Source organism: Shewanella sp. 433 (assembly GCF_059338565.1).
Genome location: NZ_CM181703.1, coordinates 2,394,364 through 2,412,695 on the forward strand (window position 1 = coordinate 2,394,364; position 18,332 = coordinate 2,412,695).

The 18,332-nt window shown below is 45.4% G+C and carries 16 protein-coding genes; 11 read left to right on the plus strand and 5 right to left on the minus strand.

The genetic code is table 11. The annotated features are described in order from the left end of the window. Positions 1 to 56: 56 nt before the first annotated feature. Both pgm and seqA read right to left on the minus strand, forming a co-directional pair. Complete coding sequence (gene pgm / locus AC5YB1_RS10570; RefSeq protein ID WP_494519126.1) at positions 57 to 1,724, minus strand: phosphoglucomutase (alpha-D-glucose-1,6-bisphosphate-dependent); 1,668 nt, start codon at positions 1,722 to 1,724, stop codon at positions 57 to 59. 162 nt (positions 1,725 to 1,886) lie between these two features. Then, positions 1,887 to 2,477, minus strand: a complete 591-nt coding sequence (gene seqA, locus AC5YB1_RS10575) for a replication initiation negative regulator SeqA (RefSeq protein WP_494519127.1) — start codon at positions 2,475 to 2,477, stop codon at positions 1,887 to 1,889. Between the two features lie 276 nt (positions 2,478 to 2,753). Between seqA and AC5YB1_RS10580 the strand changes: the two genes are divergently transcribed. The 9 genes from AC5YB1_RS10580 (at position 2,754) to AC5YB1_RS10620 (ending at position 10,363) form a co-directional block, all read left to right on the plus strand. Next, entirely contained in the window at positions 2,754 to 3,536 is a 783-nt protein-coding gene (locus AC5YB1_RS10580) for an alpha/beta fold hydrolase (protein ID WP_494519128.1), read from the plus strand. Between the two features lie 147 nt (positions 3,537 to 3,683). Then, positions 3,684 to 3,905, plus strand: a complete 222-nt coding sequence (locus AC5YB1_RS10585) for a DUF2788 domain-containing protein (protein ID WP_475516834.1) — start codon at positions 3,684 to 3,686, stop codon at positions 3,903 to 3,905. Positions 3,906 to 3,917: 12 nt separating this feature from the next. After that, positions 3,918 to 4,190: a LexA regulated protein gene (ybfE, locus tag AC5YB1_RS10590; RefSeq protein WP_110457905.1), complete on the plus strand. Its 273-nt coding sequence runs from the start codon at positions 3,918 to 3,920 to the stop codon at positions 4,188 to 4,190. Positions 4,191 to 4,242: 52 nt separating this feature from the next. After that, positions 4,243 to 4,770: a flavodoxin FldA gene (fldA, locus tag AC5YB1_RS10595; protein ID WP_494519129.1), complete on the plus strand. Its 528-nt coding sequence runs from the start codon at positions 4,243 to 4,245 to the stop codon at positions 4,768 to 4,770. A 161-nt stretch (positions 4,771 to 4,931) separates the two neighbouring features. Further along, complete coding sequence (gene earP, locus AC5YB1_RS10600; RefSeq protein ID WP_494519130.1) at positions 4,932 to 6,107, plus strand: elongation factor P maturation arginine rhamnosyltransferase EarP; 1,176 nt, start codon at positions 4,932 to 4,934, stop codon at positions 6,105 to 6,107. Positions 6,108 to 6,151: 44 nt separating this feature from the next. Then, positions 6,152 to 6,712, plus strand: coding sequence for an elongation factor P (gene efp, locus AC5YB1_RS10605; protein WP_110457908.1), 561 nt, complete (start codon positions 6,152 to 6,154; stop codon positions 6,710 to 6,712). A gap of 273 nt (positions 6,713 to 6,985) precedes the next feature. Next, a complete protein-coding gene (locus AC5YB1_RS10610) occupies positions 6,986 to 8,200 on the plus strand; it encodes a pyridoxal phosphate-dependent aminotransferase (RefSeq protein WP_494519131.1) in 1,215 nt (404 codons plus the stop codon). Positions 8,201 to 8,403: 203 nt separating this feature from the next. Then, the gene (gene yfbR, locus AC5YB1_RS10615) at positions 8,404 to 8,991 is read left to right on the plus strand and encodes a 5'-deoxynucleotidase (RefSeq protein ID WP_110457910.1); all 588 of its coding nucleotides are present in this window, start codon (positions 8,404 to 8,406) and stop codon (positions 8,989 to 8,991) included. A 46-nt stretch (positions 8,992 to 9,037) separates the two neighbouring features. Further along, the gene (locus tag AC5YB1_RS10620) at positions 9,038 to 10,363 is read left to right on the plus strand and encodes an anti-phage deoxyguanosine triphosphatase (RefSeq protein ID WP_475516830.1); all 1,326 of its coding nucleotides are present in this window, start codon (positions 9,038 to 9,040) and stop codon (positions 10,361 to 10,363) included. A 188-nt stretch (positions 10,364 to 10,551) separates the two neighbouring features. On the opposite strand, the gene AC5YB1_RS10625 is transcribed toward AC5YB1_RS10620, so the two are convergent. After that, positions 10,552 to 11,184, minus strand: a complete 633-nt coding sequence (locus AC5YB1_RS10625) for a YchE family NAAT transporter (RefSeq protein ID WP_475516829.1) — start codon at positions 11,182 to 11,184, stop codon at positions 10,552 to 10,554. Positions 11,185 to 11,749: 565 nt separating this feature from the next. Between AC5YB1_RS10625 and adhE the strand changes: the two genes are divergently transcribed. After that, a complete protein-coding gene (adhE, locus tag AC5YB1_RS10630; RefSeq protein ID WP_494519132.1) occupies positions 11,750 to 14,350 on the plus strand; it encodes a bifunctional acetaldehyde-CoA/alcohol dehydrogenase in 2,601 nt (866 codons plus the stop codon). Between the two features lie 184 nt (positions 14,351 to 14,534). After that, entirely contained in the window at positions 14,535 to 15,188 is a 654-nt protein-coding gene (locus tag AC5YB1_RS10635; RefSeq protein WP_494519133.1) for a 2OG-Fe(II) oxygenase, read from the plus strand. A gap of 201 nt (positions 15,189 to 15,389) precedes the next feature. Here AC5YB1_RS10635 and AC5YB1_RS10640 read toward each other — a convergent pair whose 3' ends face one another. Together AC5YB1_RS10640 and AC5YB1_RS10645 are read right to left on the minus strand one after the other, a co-directional pair. Next, complete coding sequence (locus AC5YB1_RS10640) at positions 15,390 to 16,121, minus strand: hypothetical protein (protein ID WP_494519134.1); 732 nt, start codon at positions 16,119 to 16,121, stop codon at positions 15,390 to 15,392. Positions 16,122 to 16,265: 144 nt separating this feature from the next. After that, entirely contained in the window at positions 16,266 to 18,314 is a 2,049-nt protein-coding gene (locus AC5YB1_RS10645; RefSeq protein ID WP_494519135.1) for a dipeptidyl-peptidase 5, read from the minus strand. Between the last annotated feature and the right edge of the window lie 18 nt (positions 18,315 to 18,332).

Genomic DNA, 18,332 nt, shown 5'->3' on the forward strand with positions numbered 1-18,332 from the left:
GATGCTGGCTTTTTTATGTTGACCGTCTTTTATGTGACCGTCTTAAGCAATGGCCGTTATGCCGACAGCATGGATTCTATCATCTGCTGCGCCTGTGCCAATAGCTGCTCAAGATGCTCGGCCGATACAAAGCTCTCGCCATAGAGCTTAAACAAGGCTTCGGTACCCGAGGGGCGCGCGGCAAACCAGCCATTCGCCGTCACCACCTTTACCCCCCCAATTGGCGCCTGATTGCCCGGAGCATGGGTTAAGATAGCGGTAATGGCATCGCCCGCCAAAGTATCACTTCCCAATAACTCACAAGTGACACTTTGGGTGATTAATTGATTAAATTTGGCTTTACGTTTGGGAGTTACTGGCGAATCGATGCGCTGATAAAAACTTTGGCCGTGACGCTCAACCATCTTCTGATAACGCTGCGCAGGCGTCTGGCCCGTTACCGCTACGATCTCTGCCGCCAGCAAGGCCATAATAAAACCATCTTTATCGCTACACCAAGTGCGGCCATCACGTTGCAAAAATGCCGCGCCAGCACTCTCTTCACCGCCAAAGGCCAATGTGGCCTCACTCAGGCCATCAACAAACCATTTAAAGCCCACCGGTACTTCACACAATGGCCGACCTTGCTCAAGGCATACCTTATCGATCATCGCGCTGGAGACCAAGGTTTTGCCGATGGCTAAGCTGTCAGCCCACTTGGGGCGATGGGTGAGTAAATATTCGATTGCCACCGCGAGGAAGTGATTGGGGTTCATTAAGCCGGTGCTCGGGCACACAATACCGTGACGATCATAATCGGGATCATTGCCTACACAGATATCAAACTCATGTTGATGCGCCAGCAATCCCGCCATGGCATAGGGCGATGAGCAGTCCATACGGATCTTGCCATCTTTATCTAACGGCATAAAGCTAAAGCTGGGGTCAACCTTGTCATTGACTAAGGTAATATCAAGTTGATAGCGCTTAGCAATTTTGTCCCAATAATGAATACCAGAACCCCCAAGAGGATCGACGCCAATCCGCACGCCTGCACGGCTGATGGCCTGCATATCGATAACATCGTCAAGGGTATCCACATAGGCCGACATAAAGTCGACAGGCTGAATCAAACTGGTGTGGGTCGCCAATGAATAGGTAAGCCGTTTAACGCCCTCGAGCTGCTTAGCCAAATACTGATTGGCGCGCGCTTCAATCCAGGCGGTTATCTCACCTTCTGCTGGACCACCATGTGGAGGGTTATATTTAATACCGCCATCTTGTGGCGGATTATGTGATGGGGTGATGATTAAGCCATCAGTTAATGCCGCGCCAGGTGTTGATTTAGCGCGGTTCGCCCGAACAATCCCATGGGAGATCACCGGCGTTGGCGTAAATTCATCATGGGCTGCCACTCGCGCAGTTACCGCGTTGCCGCTTAACACTTCTAAGGTGGTCACAAACGCGGCTTGTGATAACGCATGGGTATCAATGCCAACTAACATGGGGCCTGTGATCCCGGCTTGCTGACGATAATCGACCACAGCTTGAACTATGGCTAAAATATGCTTTTCATTAAAACTCTTGGCAAAAGCGCAGCCACGATGACCTGAAGTACCAAAACTAACCCGTTGTGAGTCAATGTTGACGTCGGGAGACAATCGATAATAATGGCTCATCAATTTAGGGATATTAACCAAATCCATTTGTGTTGCTGCAAGTCCTGCCCGTTTATCTATCGCCAAAATTGAATCCTGTTTTCGAACACTAAGGGAGTATACCTTGCCAAGGCAAGTACCAAGCTTGTACTGGCAATGTAGTGAATAAATCACTTTTTATAGCCTGAACTTATTACTGAACAATAAAGCCAGTACGCTCAAACTATTGGCGAATTAAAGTCGCACCACTTAAATAAGGCTGACTATCTGTTCAATCTGCTCGCCGTCCACCCCAAACTGGGTTAACACTTCACTTAATATGGTGCGCTTTTTAGCAGTATTGTTATTGGTGGTCACCCAAAAACCGCTTTGGCCAATCTCTTTCGGATTGGCTGACTTACTGGCTTTAAGCAATGAAGCTTTAGAGGTCGCAAAATAGAGACGGTCGCGGCCTTGAATTTGCAATACTTGATCAAATTGCTGTGGCATTGCTTTATAAATGGTTTCTAAACTAAATAAGAAACGACCTACCGCGCCTTTTTGTTGCGCTAAGGCTTCGGTATCGGTCAAGTTATTCACTAAGTTAGGTAACGATGTCGTCGCAACGGCAACAGAAGCAGTCTCATGATTCATCGTGGTTGATGTGACGTGCTCTTGCTGTCTATCCATGCTTGGGTGGCTGATTTTTTCTGGCGGCAGTGTCGTCACGGCCTCCACATCTACACCTTCAATATCTAGGCCCAATAGTCGACGGAGGATCTCAGAAGCACTCTCCCCTATGCGCTCAGTTTTACTTGCGATATGGCGATACAACTCTTCATCAATCTCAATATATTTCATGACCAAAATCTTCCTTAGACAGTGAAAATTAACTCATTATTATTGTTTACTTAGCGATCCATACACTCATTTGTCAGATCCTCCCAAGTGTATGCTATCTGCCCTTATGGAATAAAGAGCTGTGTAGTTAAATTTGATCCATATAGCCCAATGCACCGCAAATTATGGCCCAACAGCCTAAAAACCATGCAGCCAAACTCGGTGTAACGGAATAGCACTGTTATTTAGCCCCGTTTACAGGCACAATTTGGCGCAAATTTTCAACACCGCACACTTATGTCTACTGTCAATTACGTCGTCACAGGCCAAGGGTCGCCAGTTGTCCTGATCCATGGTCTGTTTGGTAATCTCGATAACCTCAAAGCATTAGGCGCTGCCTTGACTAATCATCAAGTGATCCGCGTTGATGTGCCTAATCATGGCCTTAGCCCCCATTGGCAGCAGATGGATTACCTCCGTTTGGCTAAGGCGATGGTTGATCTATTAGATGAGTTGTCCATTGAAGCGGCACATTTTGTTGGTCATTCTATGGGCGGTAAAATTGCCATGGCCACCGCGCTGCGCTATCCAGATCGCGTACTGAGTATGACGGCCGCCGATATTGCTCCTGTAACCTATCAACCTCGACATCAGAGCGTGTTTGCCGGCTTAACAAGCCTAGATGTAAGCCAATTAACCAATCGGGCCCAGGCGCTGGTGCAACTGACTGATGCCGGCATAGACGAAGCAACCGCCCTGTTTTTACTGAAAAACTTACAAAAGTCTGATGTTGGATTTAGTTGGAAGATGAATTTGGCAGGGCTACAAGCCTGCTATGACAACCTTATCGGCTGGCCATTTAGTGACGCCTCCCACTTCCCCCCTTATAGCGGGCCAAGCCTGTGCATTCGCGGCGCAGATTCTGACTATGTTTTAGCCGCGCATCGCCAAGCCTTTCTTGATCAGTTTCCCGCAACTCAAGCTAAAACCATCGCGGGGACGGGTCATTGGCTACATGCACAAAAACCAGCCATTTTTAATCGTATTGTCAGTGAATTTATAGCTCAAAATGATCACTAATGATAAGGGGGTTAACCACATACCGGCTGTGATTAAGGGCAAGCATTACGGCGATAGTTTTCAAATGACGTCGCATAAATCGTATAGCAGCGCGTCATTAACTGTGGTATATTCGCGCCTCTTTTTTTAACCTGAGGGAACGCGGTCATGTTATCTCAGTATATGGAACAGATAGAGGCTTTAGGTTTAAACCTGTTCTTTGCAGCGATATTTTTCTTTATAGGTATGGCGATACATGATGTGCTTAAACAGGGTGAAGTGCCCAAGTTTGGCCGTTACATTGTATGGCTGGTTTTGTTTCTCGGCTGCGCCGGATTTATAGCAAAAGGATTAATACAGATGTCCTGGGAAGGCTCAGGCATTGGTTAACATGTAGTTTCAATGGCAAAAGAATCATCTGACAGAACAACGATAGACCTGTTTGCTACTGAAAAACGTCGAGGTCGTCCTCGCAGCAACCCGTTATCCAGAGAGCAACAGTTAAAGGTCAATAAGCGCAATCAAATACAGCGCGACAGGGCTAATGGTTTAAAACGTATAGAGTTAAAGGTGTCACAAGATTTGTATGACGCCTTGAATGAAAAGGCATTGGCCAGTAACATCAGCCGCAGCCAGTTAATCGAGTCAATTTTGCAGCAGCAGGTTGATCGCTGAACACTTTGCAAATTTGCATCAATAAATTAATGAACTAGATAAAGGAAAGACAATGGCAACTGTAGGTCTTTTTTTCGGCAGTGACACAGGTAACACCGAAGCCGTCGCCAAAATGATCCAGAAGAAACTGGGTAAAAAAATGGTCGATGTTAAAGATATCGCCAAGAGTACTAAAGAGCAGATCGCCGATTACGATCTCCTCATTTTTGGTATTCCCACCTGGTATTACGGCGAAGCGCAATGTGATTGGGATGATTTTTTCCCTGAATTAGAACAAATTGACTTCGATGGTAAGCTGGTGGCCATTTTTGGTTGTGGCGATCAAGAAGACTACGCCGAATATTTCCTTGATGCGATGGGTATGGTTAACGAGATTGTTGAAGCGCGTGGTGCTGTAGTAATTGGCCATTGGCCAACCGACAGCTATGACTTTGAAGCTTCAAAAGGCTTAGCCGATGACAAGCATTTTGTGGGTCTTGGTATCGATGAAGACCGTCAACCAGAATTAACCGAAGAACGAGTTGATGCTTGGGTTAAACAGATCTACGAAGAGATGTGTCTGGCTGAACTAGAAGATTAATCTCCTGCTTTAGTAAGGATGATTGCAGATATATAAAAGCGGCTTATGGCCGCTTTTTTTAGCACATCACTATAGATAGAAACAGCTAGAAACCGCTGCAATTCTAGCCGACAACTTTTCTAGTCTTGTAGATAACCAAAGATAGCAAAGATAACAGTAAGATGGATAACAATAGCACACCTCAACATTGGGATATCTTTTGCGCTGTAGTCGATAACTATGGTGACATCGGCGTCACTTGGCGCCTTGCTAAGCAATTGGCGGCAGAATATCAACTTGAAATTAATTTGTGGGTCGATGATCTGCACAGTTTTTCGCATATTTTACCCAGTCTAGATCCAACTCTGGCGATACAATCTTTTAATGGCGTCACCATCAAGCAGTGGCATCACCCCTTGGATCTTGAGTATCGCTGCGGCGCAGTCTTGATTGAAGCCTTTGCCTGCGAGCTGCCCGAAGCAGTGATTGATACGATCACAGCTTGCCATCGCAGTAGCGAACAAAGACCGCCAGTTTGGCTTAATCTTGAATACTTAAGCGCAGAAGATTGGGTCGAAGGCTGTCATGGGCTGCCATCTCTGCAACATAGTGGTTTAAAAAAGTATTTCTACTTCCCAGGCTTCACCGCTAAAACAGGTGGACTCATATGTGAACGCAGCTTATTCACACAAAGAGATGAGTGGCAGGCAGATCCACAAAACAAACTGGACTTGTTTAAGCAGCTAGGACTCAACGGCATTGCAGCGCAAGACACTGTGGTGAGTATCTTTAGCTACGAGACGCCCTGCCTCAATGGCTTATGCGAGTTATGGCAAACATCAGCGCAAAAGATCCATGCGCTTATCCCCCTTGGTCGCAGTTTAAACAGTCTCAGTCAATCGCTACCGGCATTGGCTAACGCCCCTGCTGGCCAGCAATTTGAATTAGGTAAGCTAACGCTACATATCCTGCCAATGACAGATCAATTGGGCTTCGATCGCTTGTTATGGAGCTGTGACATCAACATTGTACGCGGCGAAGACTCGTTTTTGCGGGCTCAATGGGCAGCAAAACCCTTCATATGGCACATTTATCCTCAAGAAGATGATTATCACCTAATAAAATTACGAGCCTTTTTGCAACTTTATTGTCATAATCTGCCCCCTGAAATAGCCAAGGGCTATGCAGCATTGAATTTGGCCTTCAATCAAGACGACACCACCACATTGATTGAACTGTGGCAAACACTTAATTTAGCCAGTAGGCCGATGATGCAACACGCAAAACAATGGCCTATTGACGCATTAAATGACACAGATCTTGCTTCGCGACTAGTTCAGTTCGTTAAAAATAGCTAAGATACTGCGTTGAAAATAGAAAAACCTAAAATAGGAAAAGTAAAATGAAAACTGCTCATGAAATCCGTCCTGGTAACGTGATCATGTTAGATGGCAGCCCATGGGTTGTGCAGAAAACTGAAACAACTCGTTCTGGCCGTAACGCGGCTATCGTTAAGATGAAGTTGAAGAACGTGTTGCAAGATTCTACAACCGAAACCACCTTCAAAGGTGAAGACAAGATGGACGATATCATTCTAGATCGTCTAGATTGCACCTACTCTTACTATGCTGATCCTATGTATGTATTCATGGACTCTGAATACAACCAGTACGATGTTGAAGCGGATAACCTAGGTGACGCAGCAGCTTATATCGTCGACGGCATGGAAGATATTTGCCAAGTGACCTTCTACGAAGGCAAAGCGATCTCTGTTGAACTACCAACGACTATCGTACGTGAAGTGACTTACACTGAGCCTTCTGCTCGTGGTGACACATCAGGTAAAGTGATGAAGCCTGCAACTATCGCTGGCGGCGCGACACTGAGCGTAGCTGACTTCGTTAAGACTGGCGATTTAATTGAAATCGATACTCGTACTAACGAATTCAAAAAACGCGCTTAATCTTATTTAAACGTGTATCAATTAAGCCAGCATAATATGCTGGCTTTTTTATTATATGCTCGCCACAAACTAGATAAAAACTCCGCGATTTACCACCAACCAGTACAATCATCTAAATGATCTATTTAAGAATGGCATAAACAGCAGTGTGTGCTGAATTTTGCGTGTCTTTTTACTTTTAGCCCCTTTCAAATCAGTGATTTTTTCGTTATTGTTCGCAGACTTAAGCTAGTACCACATTTTTAATACGCTGTTAGCATTGACGAGGTTTAGATGCGCCCAATCATTAAGTCCAACAAACTCGATACCGTCTGTTATGACATTAGAGGACCGGTACACAAAGAGGCTCGTCGCCTTGAAGATGAAGGTCATAGGATCTTAAAACTTAATATCGGCAACCCAGCCTCATTTGGTTTCGACGCCCCAGAAGAGATCGTCCGCGACGTGATCCTCAATTTACCCAGTGCTCAAGGCTATAGCGAATCTAAAGGGTTATTTTCAGCCCGTAAAGCGATCGTCCAACATTACCAAAGCCAAGGCTTATTCGGCGTCGACATCGAAGATATCTACATAGGCAATGGCGTGTCGGAACTGATTGTTATGGCCATGCAAGGCTTGCTTAATAGCGACGATGAAGTGTTAGTGCCCTCACCCGATTACCCATTATGGACCGCCGCGGTGCATCTGTCTGGCGGCAAGGCCCAGCATTATCGCTGTGATGAAGAGTCCGATTGGTTTCCCGATCTTGATGATATCAAAGCTAAGATCACTCATCGCACCCGCGGCATCGTGTTAATTAATCCCAACAACCCAACGGGCGCTGTGTATTCAAAAGCCTTGCTACTCGAGGTGATTGAGTTGTGTCGTCAACACGACATCATTTTATTTGCCGATGAGATATACGACAAAATTTTATATGATGGCGCGGTGCATATTCCAGCATCCACTCTCTCTGATGATATCCTCACAGTGACCTTCAATGGCTTGTCAAAATCGTATCGCGCTGCCGGTTTTCGAGTGGGTTGGATGATGTTATCGGGAAACCTTAAAGCGGCGAAAAGCTATATTGAAGGCTTAGATATGCTCGCTTCGATGCGCTTATGCTCTAACGTACCCAATCAGCATGCGATTCAGACCGCGCTAGGGGGCTATCAAAGCATAAACGAATTAGTGGCGCCTCAAGGGCGACTGGCTGTGCAACGTGACATCTGTTACGAAATGCTAAATCAGATCCCTGGTGTGAGCTGTAAAAAGCCCCGCGGTGCCCTGTATGCCTTTGCAAAATTAGATGCGAAAAAGTTTAATCTACGCGACGATGAACGCTTGGTATTAGATTTACTGAGAGAGAAAAAAATTCTACTGGTACAAGGTAGCGCCTTCAATTGGCCCGAGCCCGATCACCTCAGAGTGGTGTTCTTGCCTCACAAAGAAGATTTAAGTAAAGCCATTACTGAACTGGGTGATTTTTTAGCGAACTACCGCCAATAATCACTCAATACTCAGCTAATAACTCTAACAAGCCTAAGAGAGGTGCCTAAGCGCATAGACTATGCTAAACAATACCTTACTTGGCTGAGTCCATCACTTAAAAAGCGATCAATGTGATCGCTTTTTTTATCGCCTTCCCTCTACGTTTTAATCCATTGGGTGTGTTAATGTAATCATCCAAGTCGTAGAAAATAGATTGAAGTATGAGCCATTTATTTGCCCATTTAGCCAGAATGAAATTAATACAGCGTTGGCCGCTGATGTATAACGTCCGTTCAGAGAACGTGCAGGAGCACTCGTTGCAGGTTGCCATGGTGGCACATGCCTTGGTCGTTATCAGCAATAATAAATTTGCCACAGACTTAAGCCCAGATCGCGCCGCCACCGTGGCGATATTTCATGATGCCAGCGAAATATTAACCGGTGACTTACCAACACCTGTTAAGTATTTCAATAAAGAAATTGAAGCTGAATACAAAAAAATTGAAGCCATTGCTGAACATCGACTGTTAGAGATGGTGCCCGATGATTTTAAAGATGATTATCGTGATCTACTCACAAGCGACAACATAGACCAGCAATATAAACAGATAGTTAAGTCGGCAGACACCTTATGTGCTTACCTCAAGTGTTTAGAAGAGCAACGAGCGGGTAATCACGAGTTTAACACAGCCAAACGGCGTTTATCTGAGTCACTTGCGCAAAATAACGACCCTGCTGTGAAATATTTTATCGATACTTATATTCCCAGTTTTGAACTGAACCTAGACGATATCAATCGCCTATTGTAGTGATTGCGCTAAAGCGTGAATAACACCGGCTTAATAAGGAACCAGTATGATGTCAGGCCTTTGGCATGAGCGACGTTTAGGCGAGGATAAACAGCGCCGTAACGATCACCGCAGCCCATATCAACGCGATAGAGCCCGTATATTGCATTCGGCGGCATTTAGGCGTCTGCAAGCCAAGACTCAGGTATTGGGGGTTGGCATGAATGATTTTTATCGAACCCGACTCACGCACTCTTTAGAAGTGTCGCAAATCGGCACTGGGATCTGCGCCCAGCTAAAACAAAAATACCCTGAGCTACTCTCGCTACTCGACTCTATGAGCCTGATAGAATCTTTGTGCTTGGCGCATGATTTGGGCCATCCGCCATTTGGCCACGGTGGTGAAGTCGCGCTGAACTATATGATGCGCAGCGACGGCGGTTTTGAGGGTAACGGCCAAACTTTTCGCATTTTAACCGCATTAGAGCCTTACACTGAGCACTACGGCATGAACCTATGTCGGCGCACATTACTGGGAGTATTGAAGTACCCTGCCTGTCATGGCCAACTGTATCAGTCACTGCCCAAACCGACTGTGAGCAGTTATCGGCAACTCAAACCGTCACAATGGCAGCCTGTTAAGGGTATTTTCGACGAAGATAAGCCCATTTTAGATTGGGTGCTCGCGCCATTATCAAATAATGATGCCGCGCTGTTTGTCTCTAATACCACCTTAGATCCTAATCAGCACAAACGCACCTTATACAAGTCACTCGACTGTTCCATCATGGAGCTGGCCGATGATACCGCTTATGCTATCCATGATCTTGAAGATGCCATCGTGATGGGCATTGTGACTCAAGCCATGTGGCAAGAGGATGTGGCCGATAAACTCGCTGCAAGTGATGACAGCTGGATAAGGCAAGAGTTTGTTAATATTGGCACTAAGTTGTTTGCCAGTGAACACCATCTACGTAAAGATGCTATCGGTACCCTGGTCAACGGCTTTGTCACTGCCATTGAGATTAATGACAACTCACACTTTAGTGAGCCTTTGCTGCGTTATAACGCAGTATTAGAGCCTGCATTTCAGCACGCGCTGGATATACTCAAGCAGTTTGTCTACCGACGGGTGATCCGTAAACCAGAAATTCAGATGTTAGAATACAAGGGTCAGCAAATTGTGATGGAGTTATTTGAAGCCTTCGCCTCGGATCCCCAACGCCTGCTGCCGCTCAATACCCAAGAGCGTTGGCAAACCACCTATGATAATAACGGCAATGCACATCGCGTCATCGCCGATTATATCTCTGGTATGACAGATGAATTTGCCGCAAGGCTGCATCAGCATCTGTTTAGTGCTCGTGCAGGCTCGCTTATCGATTTACAGTAACGGCTTAGTGTCATTTATCTACTCACTATGCATTCTCTACTCAATAAAAAACGCGCCGATGCGCGTTTTTTATTATTGAATAGAACCATTAGCGAGGGATAGTCACTCAACGATGACGTCACTGCATAAGATATTTTAATGAGTGAGCAGTACAAACAAGACTAGAGTCATGGCTAAAGCTTATTCCATTAGCCCATTAAAGAGGGAAATAAGCCTTTAAAACCCGCGGCAATCACTTCAATACCGATAGACAGCATTAATAGACCCATCAAACGGGTGATGACGTTAATCCCTGTTTTACCTAAGACTTTAAAAATAACTGGCGCCATTCTAAATAAAGCAAAACTGACCAGACCAAAGATAATCACAGTGATCCCCATGCCGATGTGCACCATGATGCTATCGTATCGCGCCGAAGTGACAATCACCGAGCTAATCGCACCAGGACCTGCCATCAAAGGCAAGGCTAGCGGCACAACCGCAACCGACTCCATGCCCGACGCCTCGCGATCTTCTTCTTGGTTGCGTTTAACTTCACCCAATTTACCTTGTAACATCGACATGGCAATTAAGGCGATTAGTGATCCGCCGGCTATCCTAAAGGCAGACAGTGAAATACTGAACATATTTAAGATATGTTGCCCGGCAACGATAGTGACTAATAAAATCACCACCACGGCAAAATTAGCCACTTTGCCCGTATGATTGCGCTCAGCTTCAGTCTGATGACTGGTTAAGCTAACGAAAACCGGTAACAGGCCAATCGGATTGATAATCGCGACTAAACCAAGAAAAAATTTAACATAAAGTGTTAAATCCAATGCCATGTCCTCAGTGACTTTTAACTAGGTTAAAAAGGTTGCTGGTAGAAAAGGCGCTACTGTACATGATCCGTCAGATTTGCCAAATGAGATTTTCTAACGTGTTTCACATCTTGATTAAAATAACGCGATTTTTTGGCTTTGATAACCCCTTATATGAGCTGTCGGCACATATCGATAAGCAAGCGTCACTCTAATGTAGTCGTAAATAGTACATATCGCTAGCCAAGATAGTGAAGCTATATCCTTGATATTATTGCAAGCTCATCATTTTACCTAATGCTATGTCTGGCGCTTAACGTCCACTTTAACTGGGATGCTTATCTTTACACACTTAAGCTCTTCACCTTACGCATACCTGGTTAGTCAGGGCTTGAGTCGATGATTTTTATGGTGCCGATTTAACGTCCATTGCTCAAGCAGGTACTAATGTTGTTATTTTATTACGAAAATAGCTTAATTGTGGCGATGATCACTGTGTTTATAAGCTTATTACTGTAATTTTTATTCACAAAGAGGCTTTAGCAAAAATACATTTTTGCTAAATTTTCTTAAGGAACCCACTATGACGGTCAACAATCAACAGGAACTTAACTTACTGGTGGCAAGGGTCGCTAAGGCCCAAGCCCAATATGCCAACTATAGTCAGCAACAGGTCGATCATATCTTTCGCGCTGCGGCACTTGCTGCTGCCGATGCGCGGATCAGCTTAGCCAAAATGGCCGTGACAGAAACGGCGATGGGAGTGCTAGAAGATAAGGTGATCAAAAATCACTTTGCTTCTGAATATATTTACAATAAATATAAAGATGATAAAACTTGCGGCATCCTAGCCGAAGACCCAACCTTTGGTACCATCACCATAGCCGAGCCCGTGGGCTTAATTTGCGCTGTTGTGCCCACCACAAACCCAACGTCAACCGCGATTTTTAAAGCCTTAATTAGCCTTAAAACCCGTAACGGCATCATATTTTCGCCCCATCCACGCGCTAAAGCCTCCACCATAAAGGCTGCAAAAATTGTATTGGATGCCGCCATTGCTGCAGGTGCCCCTGCCGATATTATTGGCTGGGTTGATGAGCCCAGTGTCGCCTTGTCAAATCAGCTAATGACTCACGATAAGATCAACCTTATTCTCGCCACGGGTGGCCCTGGTATGGTGAAAGCCGCCTACTCTTCGGGTAAACCCGCTATCGGTGTCGGTGCAGGTAATACCCCCATTGTGATCGACGAAACCGCCGATATAAAACGCGCCGTTAGCTCAATATTAATGTCAAAAACCTTTGATAACGGTGTGGTATGTGCATCCGAGCAAGCTGTCATTGTCGTCGATGCCATTTATGACAGTGTCAAACAGCGCTTTGCTAGCCATGGCGGATATATCTTGTCTGCCAAAGAAACTAAAGCGATGCAAAAGGTTATCCTTAACAATGGCGCGCTCAATGCCGATATCGTCGGCCAAAGTGCGGCAACTATCGCAGCCATGGCCAACATTAAGGTGCCAGCATCGACTAAGGTGTTGATTGGCGAAGTCAGCGATATCTCGGCATTAGAAGCCTTTGCGCACGAAAAACTCTCTCCTTTACTGGCCATGTATCGCGCCGATGATTTTAATCAAGCGATGGATAAGGCTGAAGCCTTAGTGACGTTGGGCGGCATCGGCCATACTTCGGGGCTGTATACAGATCAAGATACTCAAGATGAGCGAGTAAAAGCCTTTGGTTTTAGAATGAAAACGGCGCGGATCTTAATCAACACCCCGGCATCACAAGGCGGAATTGGCGACCTGTATAACTTCAAATTAGCGCCATCATTGACCTTAGGTTGTGGCTCATGGGGAGGCAATTCCATTTCAGAGAACGTCGGCCCAAGTCACCTGATCAATAAAAAAACCGTGGCTAAGCGAGCTGAAAATATGTTGTGGCATAAACTCCCCTCTTCTATCTATTTCCGTCGTGGCAGTTTACCGATTGCCCTTGAAGAACTCAGCGATAAGAAACGCGCCTTAATCATCACAGATAAGTATCTATTTAATCATGGCTACTGCGATGAAACCATTAAGATCCTTAAAGCCCAAGGGCTTGAAACCGATGTGTTTTATGATGTCGAAGCCGATCCGACTTTGGCGATTGTGGAGCAAGGCGCCAAGATGGCGCAGAGTTTTCAACCCGATGTCATTATCGCTCTGGGCGGTGGCTCGCCTATGGACGCGGCTAAAATTATCTGGGTCATGTATGAGCATCCAGATGTGGATTTTGCCGATCTTGCGCTGCGCTTTATGGATATTCGTAAGCGTATCTATAAATTCCCGAAATTAGGCAAAAAGGCGATAATGGTCGCAGTCCCTACGACCTCAGGGACAGGATCGGAAGTGACCCCATTTGCGGTCGTGACCGATGAGAAAACCGGCATGAAATACCCCATAGCCGATTATCAACTTACCCCAAATATGGCCATAGTGGATCCCAATTTAGTGATGGATATGCCAAAATCGTTAACCGCCTTTGGTGGTATCGATGCCATCACCCATGCATTGGAAGCCTATGTCAGCGTGATGGCGAATGAATATAGCGACGGTCAGGCACTTCAAGCGTTAGAGCTGCTGTTTGAACATCTTCCCGATGCCTATACTTTAGGCGCGAGCGCACCAATCGCACGTGAAAAAGTGCATAACGGCGCGACCATTGCGGGTATCGCCTTTGCTAATGCTTTCTTAGGGGTGTGTCACTCGATGGCCCACAAATTAGGCGCTGAATTTCACTTAGCCCATGGATTAGCCAATGCACTGCTGATAAGCAACGTGATTCGGTTTAACGCTACCGACTTGCCCACCAAGCAAGCCGCATTTAGTCAGTACGATCGTCCTAAGGCCCTTTGCCGCTATGCCAAGGTGGCTGAACATCTCAAATTAACCGGTGATAGCGATGCACAAAAAGTGGAAGCTTTGCTCGAGAAAATCAGTCAACTCAAGAAGACGATTGGCATTCCTGATTCTATCCAAGCAGCGGGCGTCAACGAAGCCGACTTCTTAGCTAAACTTGACGAACTCGCCGAAGCCGCATTTGACGACCAATGCACGGGAGCGAACCCAAGATACCCATTGATTAGTGAAATCAAGCAATTATTTATCGCGAGCTTTTACGGCAAAGACTATCAAGATAGCTAACGTAACAAGCCAAGCACGTTAACTTCATTTAATGCACGGCACGCGATTTTTATTTAGCCATTAGGCGCCCTTGCTGGGCGCCTTTTTTATATGACACCTACTGATTAAAATTTTTTGTCTACACTATAGAAATTATTCAATAGGTAAATAAGCGTAATTAGTCTATAACGCCTTACCGCGTCATATGAAACTTAAATTATTGAACTCACAAACCAACATGCAACTGACCCCAGATATTTTTGACGATATCTGCGATAGCATCGCCAGTAAAGGCTATGTCGTGTTGCCAAACCTATTTCCCTTGGCAGTACTCAACGCCTTATTAGACAATTTAACCCAATTAGACACCAGTGCGTTTAAACCTGCGGCAATTGGTCGCCATAACACACAACAGGTGATAGACACCATCCGCGGCGATAAAATCTGCTGGTTAAATAAGTCCATGAGCTTCGCCTCAACCTATTTCGATTGGTCAGAGCAACTGCGCCAAGCGGTGAATCGCTATTTTTTCTTAGGCTTGTTCGATTACGAAACCATGTTTGCCTATTATGAACCGGGCGCATTTTATAAGCGTCACGTGGATGCCTTTAAAGGCCAATCAAACCGCAAACTGACGTCCATTCTCTATCTGAACCCCAACTGGCAATCGGGGGATGGCGGCGAATTATTGATGTATCAAGCCGATGAGACCAGCCCTTTTGAGACTGTTGAACCGCGCTTTGGCACCATGGTGATTTTTTTAAGTGAACGTTTTCCCCATGAAGTACTGCTGTCGCATAAAGACCGCTACAGCCTCACCGGTTGGTATCGTATTAATGAAGGTATACCGTTAGATTGATGTTGGCATTATGCTCAATCGCAAAGGTGAGAAGCCAACATTGCTCGTGGGCTCACAAGGTTATAGTAAGTTCGGCACTTTAACGCAAAAAGGTAGCATTAGTTAATGCTACCTTTTTGCATATGCAGGGTAAGTATTCGACAAACTGCAATGAGTGAACAACCGATTAACACCATCTTCTGTTGGTTTTATTTTAAATAATTACTTATAAATATAATTAGTTATAGAGTAACTACCATTATCGACTTGAAAAATAAGAGCCGTGATATCATCAATACGTTGCACCGTGCCCAAACCGCTGTAATTACCGTTAAACTCTCCACAATTGCTGACACCAAGTGAGATGCTATATACATTGATATTCGTATCTGGAGCTTGAATAGAGCCTATATAAATACATCCTCGCGTATCACTCCCAGAAATAGCACCGCCTTTATCAATACCGATACTGGTTTGCTGATCTGCTGTTACGAATGTCCCTGCAACCCTCTCCAAACTTGCACCTAAGTGAGTGCTTGAATCAAGATTTAAGCTAACTTTACTGGTGACATTCCCATTAATGATAGTTTCAGCGTTAATAGTATCCTGAGTATAAGACCCACTAAAGCTGCCACGATATAGAAGCGAACCACTATAGCTATAAGACACCATATTACCGCTGAAAGTTTGTCCATAGAGGTTTAGTTTACCTTTCACCTGCTCACCACTATCAGCAATCAGCCTAGCTTCACCATTAGGAGCAATAAGCCCAACAACCGTATATATAGATCCATCCATTTGGTAAAGAGATGTTCCTTGCCAAACACCAGTTGGCATCATTACTCTTTGTAATAAAGCGGATGAGTTATCACTTTCAGATCCTGAATCACCACACGCGACTAAGAAAAATGCAGACAGTGCTAACGTAAAAGTTGAGATAGAAAATTTACACATTGATTTATATCCTTATAAAGTCTTATGTAACAAACCTTATTAGCTTAGCAGAACCCAACAATATTAAATTTGAAACTTGGATTTTATTGTTCACAAAAAAGCCAGAACACTTGTTCTGGCTTTTTATGATAGGGGCTCAAAAGGTTACTTTTGGGTCCAGCGATCCATCCAACCTAACACATTAGCGTACCATTGCTCTAAGTTGTCAGGGTTTAAGATCCAGTGATTTTCATCTGGGTAAATCAGTAGTTCTGACGGGATCCCTTTACGCTGCATAAAACTAAATGCCGCCAAACCTTGCCCATAAGGGACACGGAAATCTTTTTCACCGTGAATAACTAACATAGGTGTCTGCCAGTTATCGACATAGTTCACCGGATTAAACTTCTCATACAGCTCTTTATTGTCTTGATAAGGGCCACCGAATTCATATTCAGGGAACCATAACTCTTCTGTCACATAGTACATAGAGCGCATATCAAATAAGCCCGCGTGGTTAACGAGACACTTAAAACCGTCATTCCAGTTGCCTTGGATCCAGTTCATCATGTAGCCACCGTAAGAGCCGCCAAGTGCACAAGCCTTGTCAGCGTCTAACCAAGGTTGCTGCTGGGTGACCGCCGCGAGTCCTTTTTGCAGATCTTCTAACGGTTTGCCGCCCCAATCCTGTGTGATTGAGTCGGTAAAGGCTTGCCCATAACCAGTAGAGCCGTGGAAATCGATCATCACCACGCCATAACCTGCTCCCGCCCAAAGCTGTGCATTCCAGCGGCTGCTAAAAGAGTTACCGAATGAGCCTTGTGGACCACCATGCACTAAAAAGGCGATTGGATATTGTGTTCCCGCTTTGTAATTAGTCGGTTTTATCCAGTAACCGTAAACATCTTCATTGTTCCAGCCTTTAAAACTGAACTGCTCATATTCACCAAATTTAATTTGCGAGAGCTTAGCCTCGTTAACCTGTGTGAGTCGGTTAAGTTGCTGACCGTCAAGCGTCACAGTATAAAGATCGCCCGGCTCAACTAAGCTTTTGTGATTAAAGACGATGCGCTCTGGAGTCACGCCAACCACACTGTTGCTGCCTTCGTTGTAGATAGTCTTAACGTCGCCAAACTGAGTATTGACCTCAAAAATACTCACCTGCCCCACATCCTGTGCCGTCACATACAGGGTGCGATTGTCTGGTGCAAAGATTAATGAGCTGGGGCTACGATCCCACAGCGGCGCGACCTCTTTCTCTTGATTGGTCACCGTATCGCGCAACATGATGCGGTAGCGGTCGGCTTCAAAACCCGGTTTGCTCATGGCTAAGTAAGCCATATAACGGCCATCGGCCGAGAAGGTCGGCTGTGCATCCCAAGCTTTATTAGCCTCGGTCAGGTTTCTCGCCTCACCGCCAGTCACAGGCACTTGCCATAAATCGTAGTTGGTTTGCCATGCTTGCGATGAGCTAGGGGCTTTAGCGCTATAAACCACATATTTACCGTCTGGGGTAAAAGTCACCTCTTCCATACCTGAAAAAGGTTTAGGTGGCGTTTCAGTGTCTAAGCCTTGAGTCACATCGATAGGCGCCGTAATGGGCTTGCCATCGAGTTTAGCCACAAATAGGTGGCTACGGGTATGGTCGCCCCAAGTATCCCAATGACGCACCATCAACTGTTTATACTCACGCCCTGTTGAGCTGCGTTCAGCCTCGGCGGCCAACTTATCAGCCGTGCAACTTAACTGTTCACATTGTGGAAATACGCGCATATTGAGTACCACTTGCGCGCCATCTTGTGACAGCTTAAAGCCTTCAATATCCAGCGGTAACGTAGAAATCTGTTTGGCTTCACCACCATCAAGCGCCAGCTCATATAACTGTGAACTGCCATCACGGGCGGCTAGGAAATAGATTTTTTTATCATCGTGACTAAAAGCAACGCTGTGCTCTGTACCTGGCGCCGAGGTCAGCTGTTTTACAGGCTGAGAGCCGTCTAACGATTGAATGTAGAGATCTGATTGTGCCTCACCCTTGTCATCAACTTTTTTAACAGCATAAACGATTTTAGCGCCATCATTAGACAGCGCAGTCGAATGCAGCTTATTCATTTTTACTAGGTGTTGAACCGTAAAAGGCTCTGGTGACACAGCATTCGCGCCAAATGTCATGCCGGCAGTTGCCAAGGCTAATATGAGTGCAGTTTTTTTCATTGTTATTATCATCTTTTT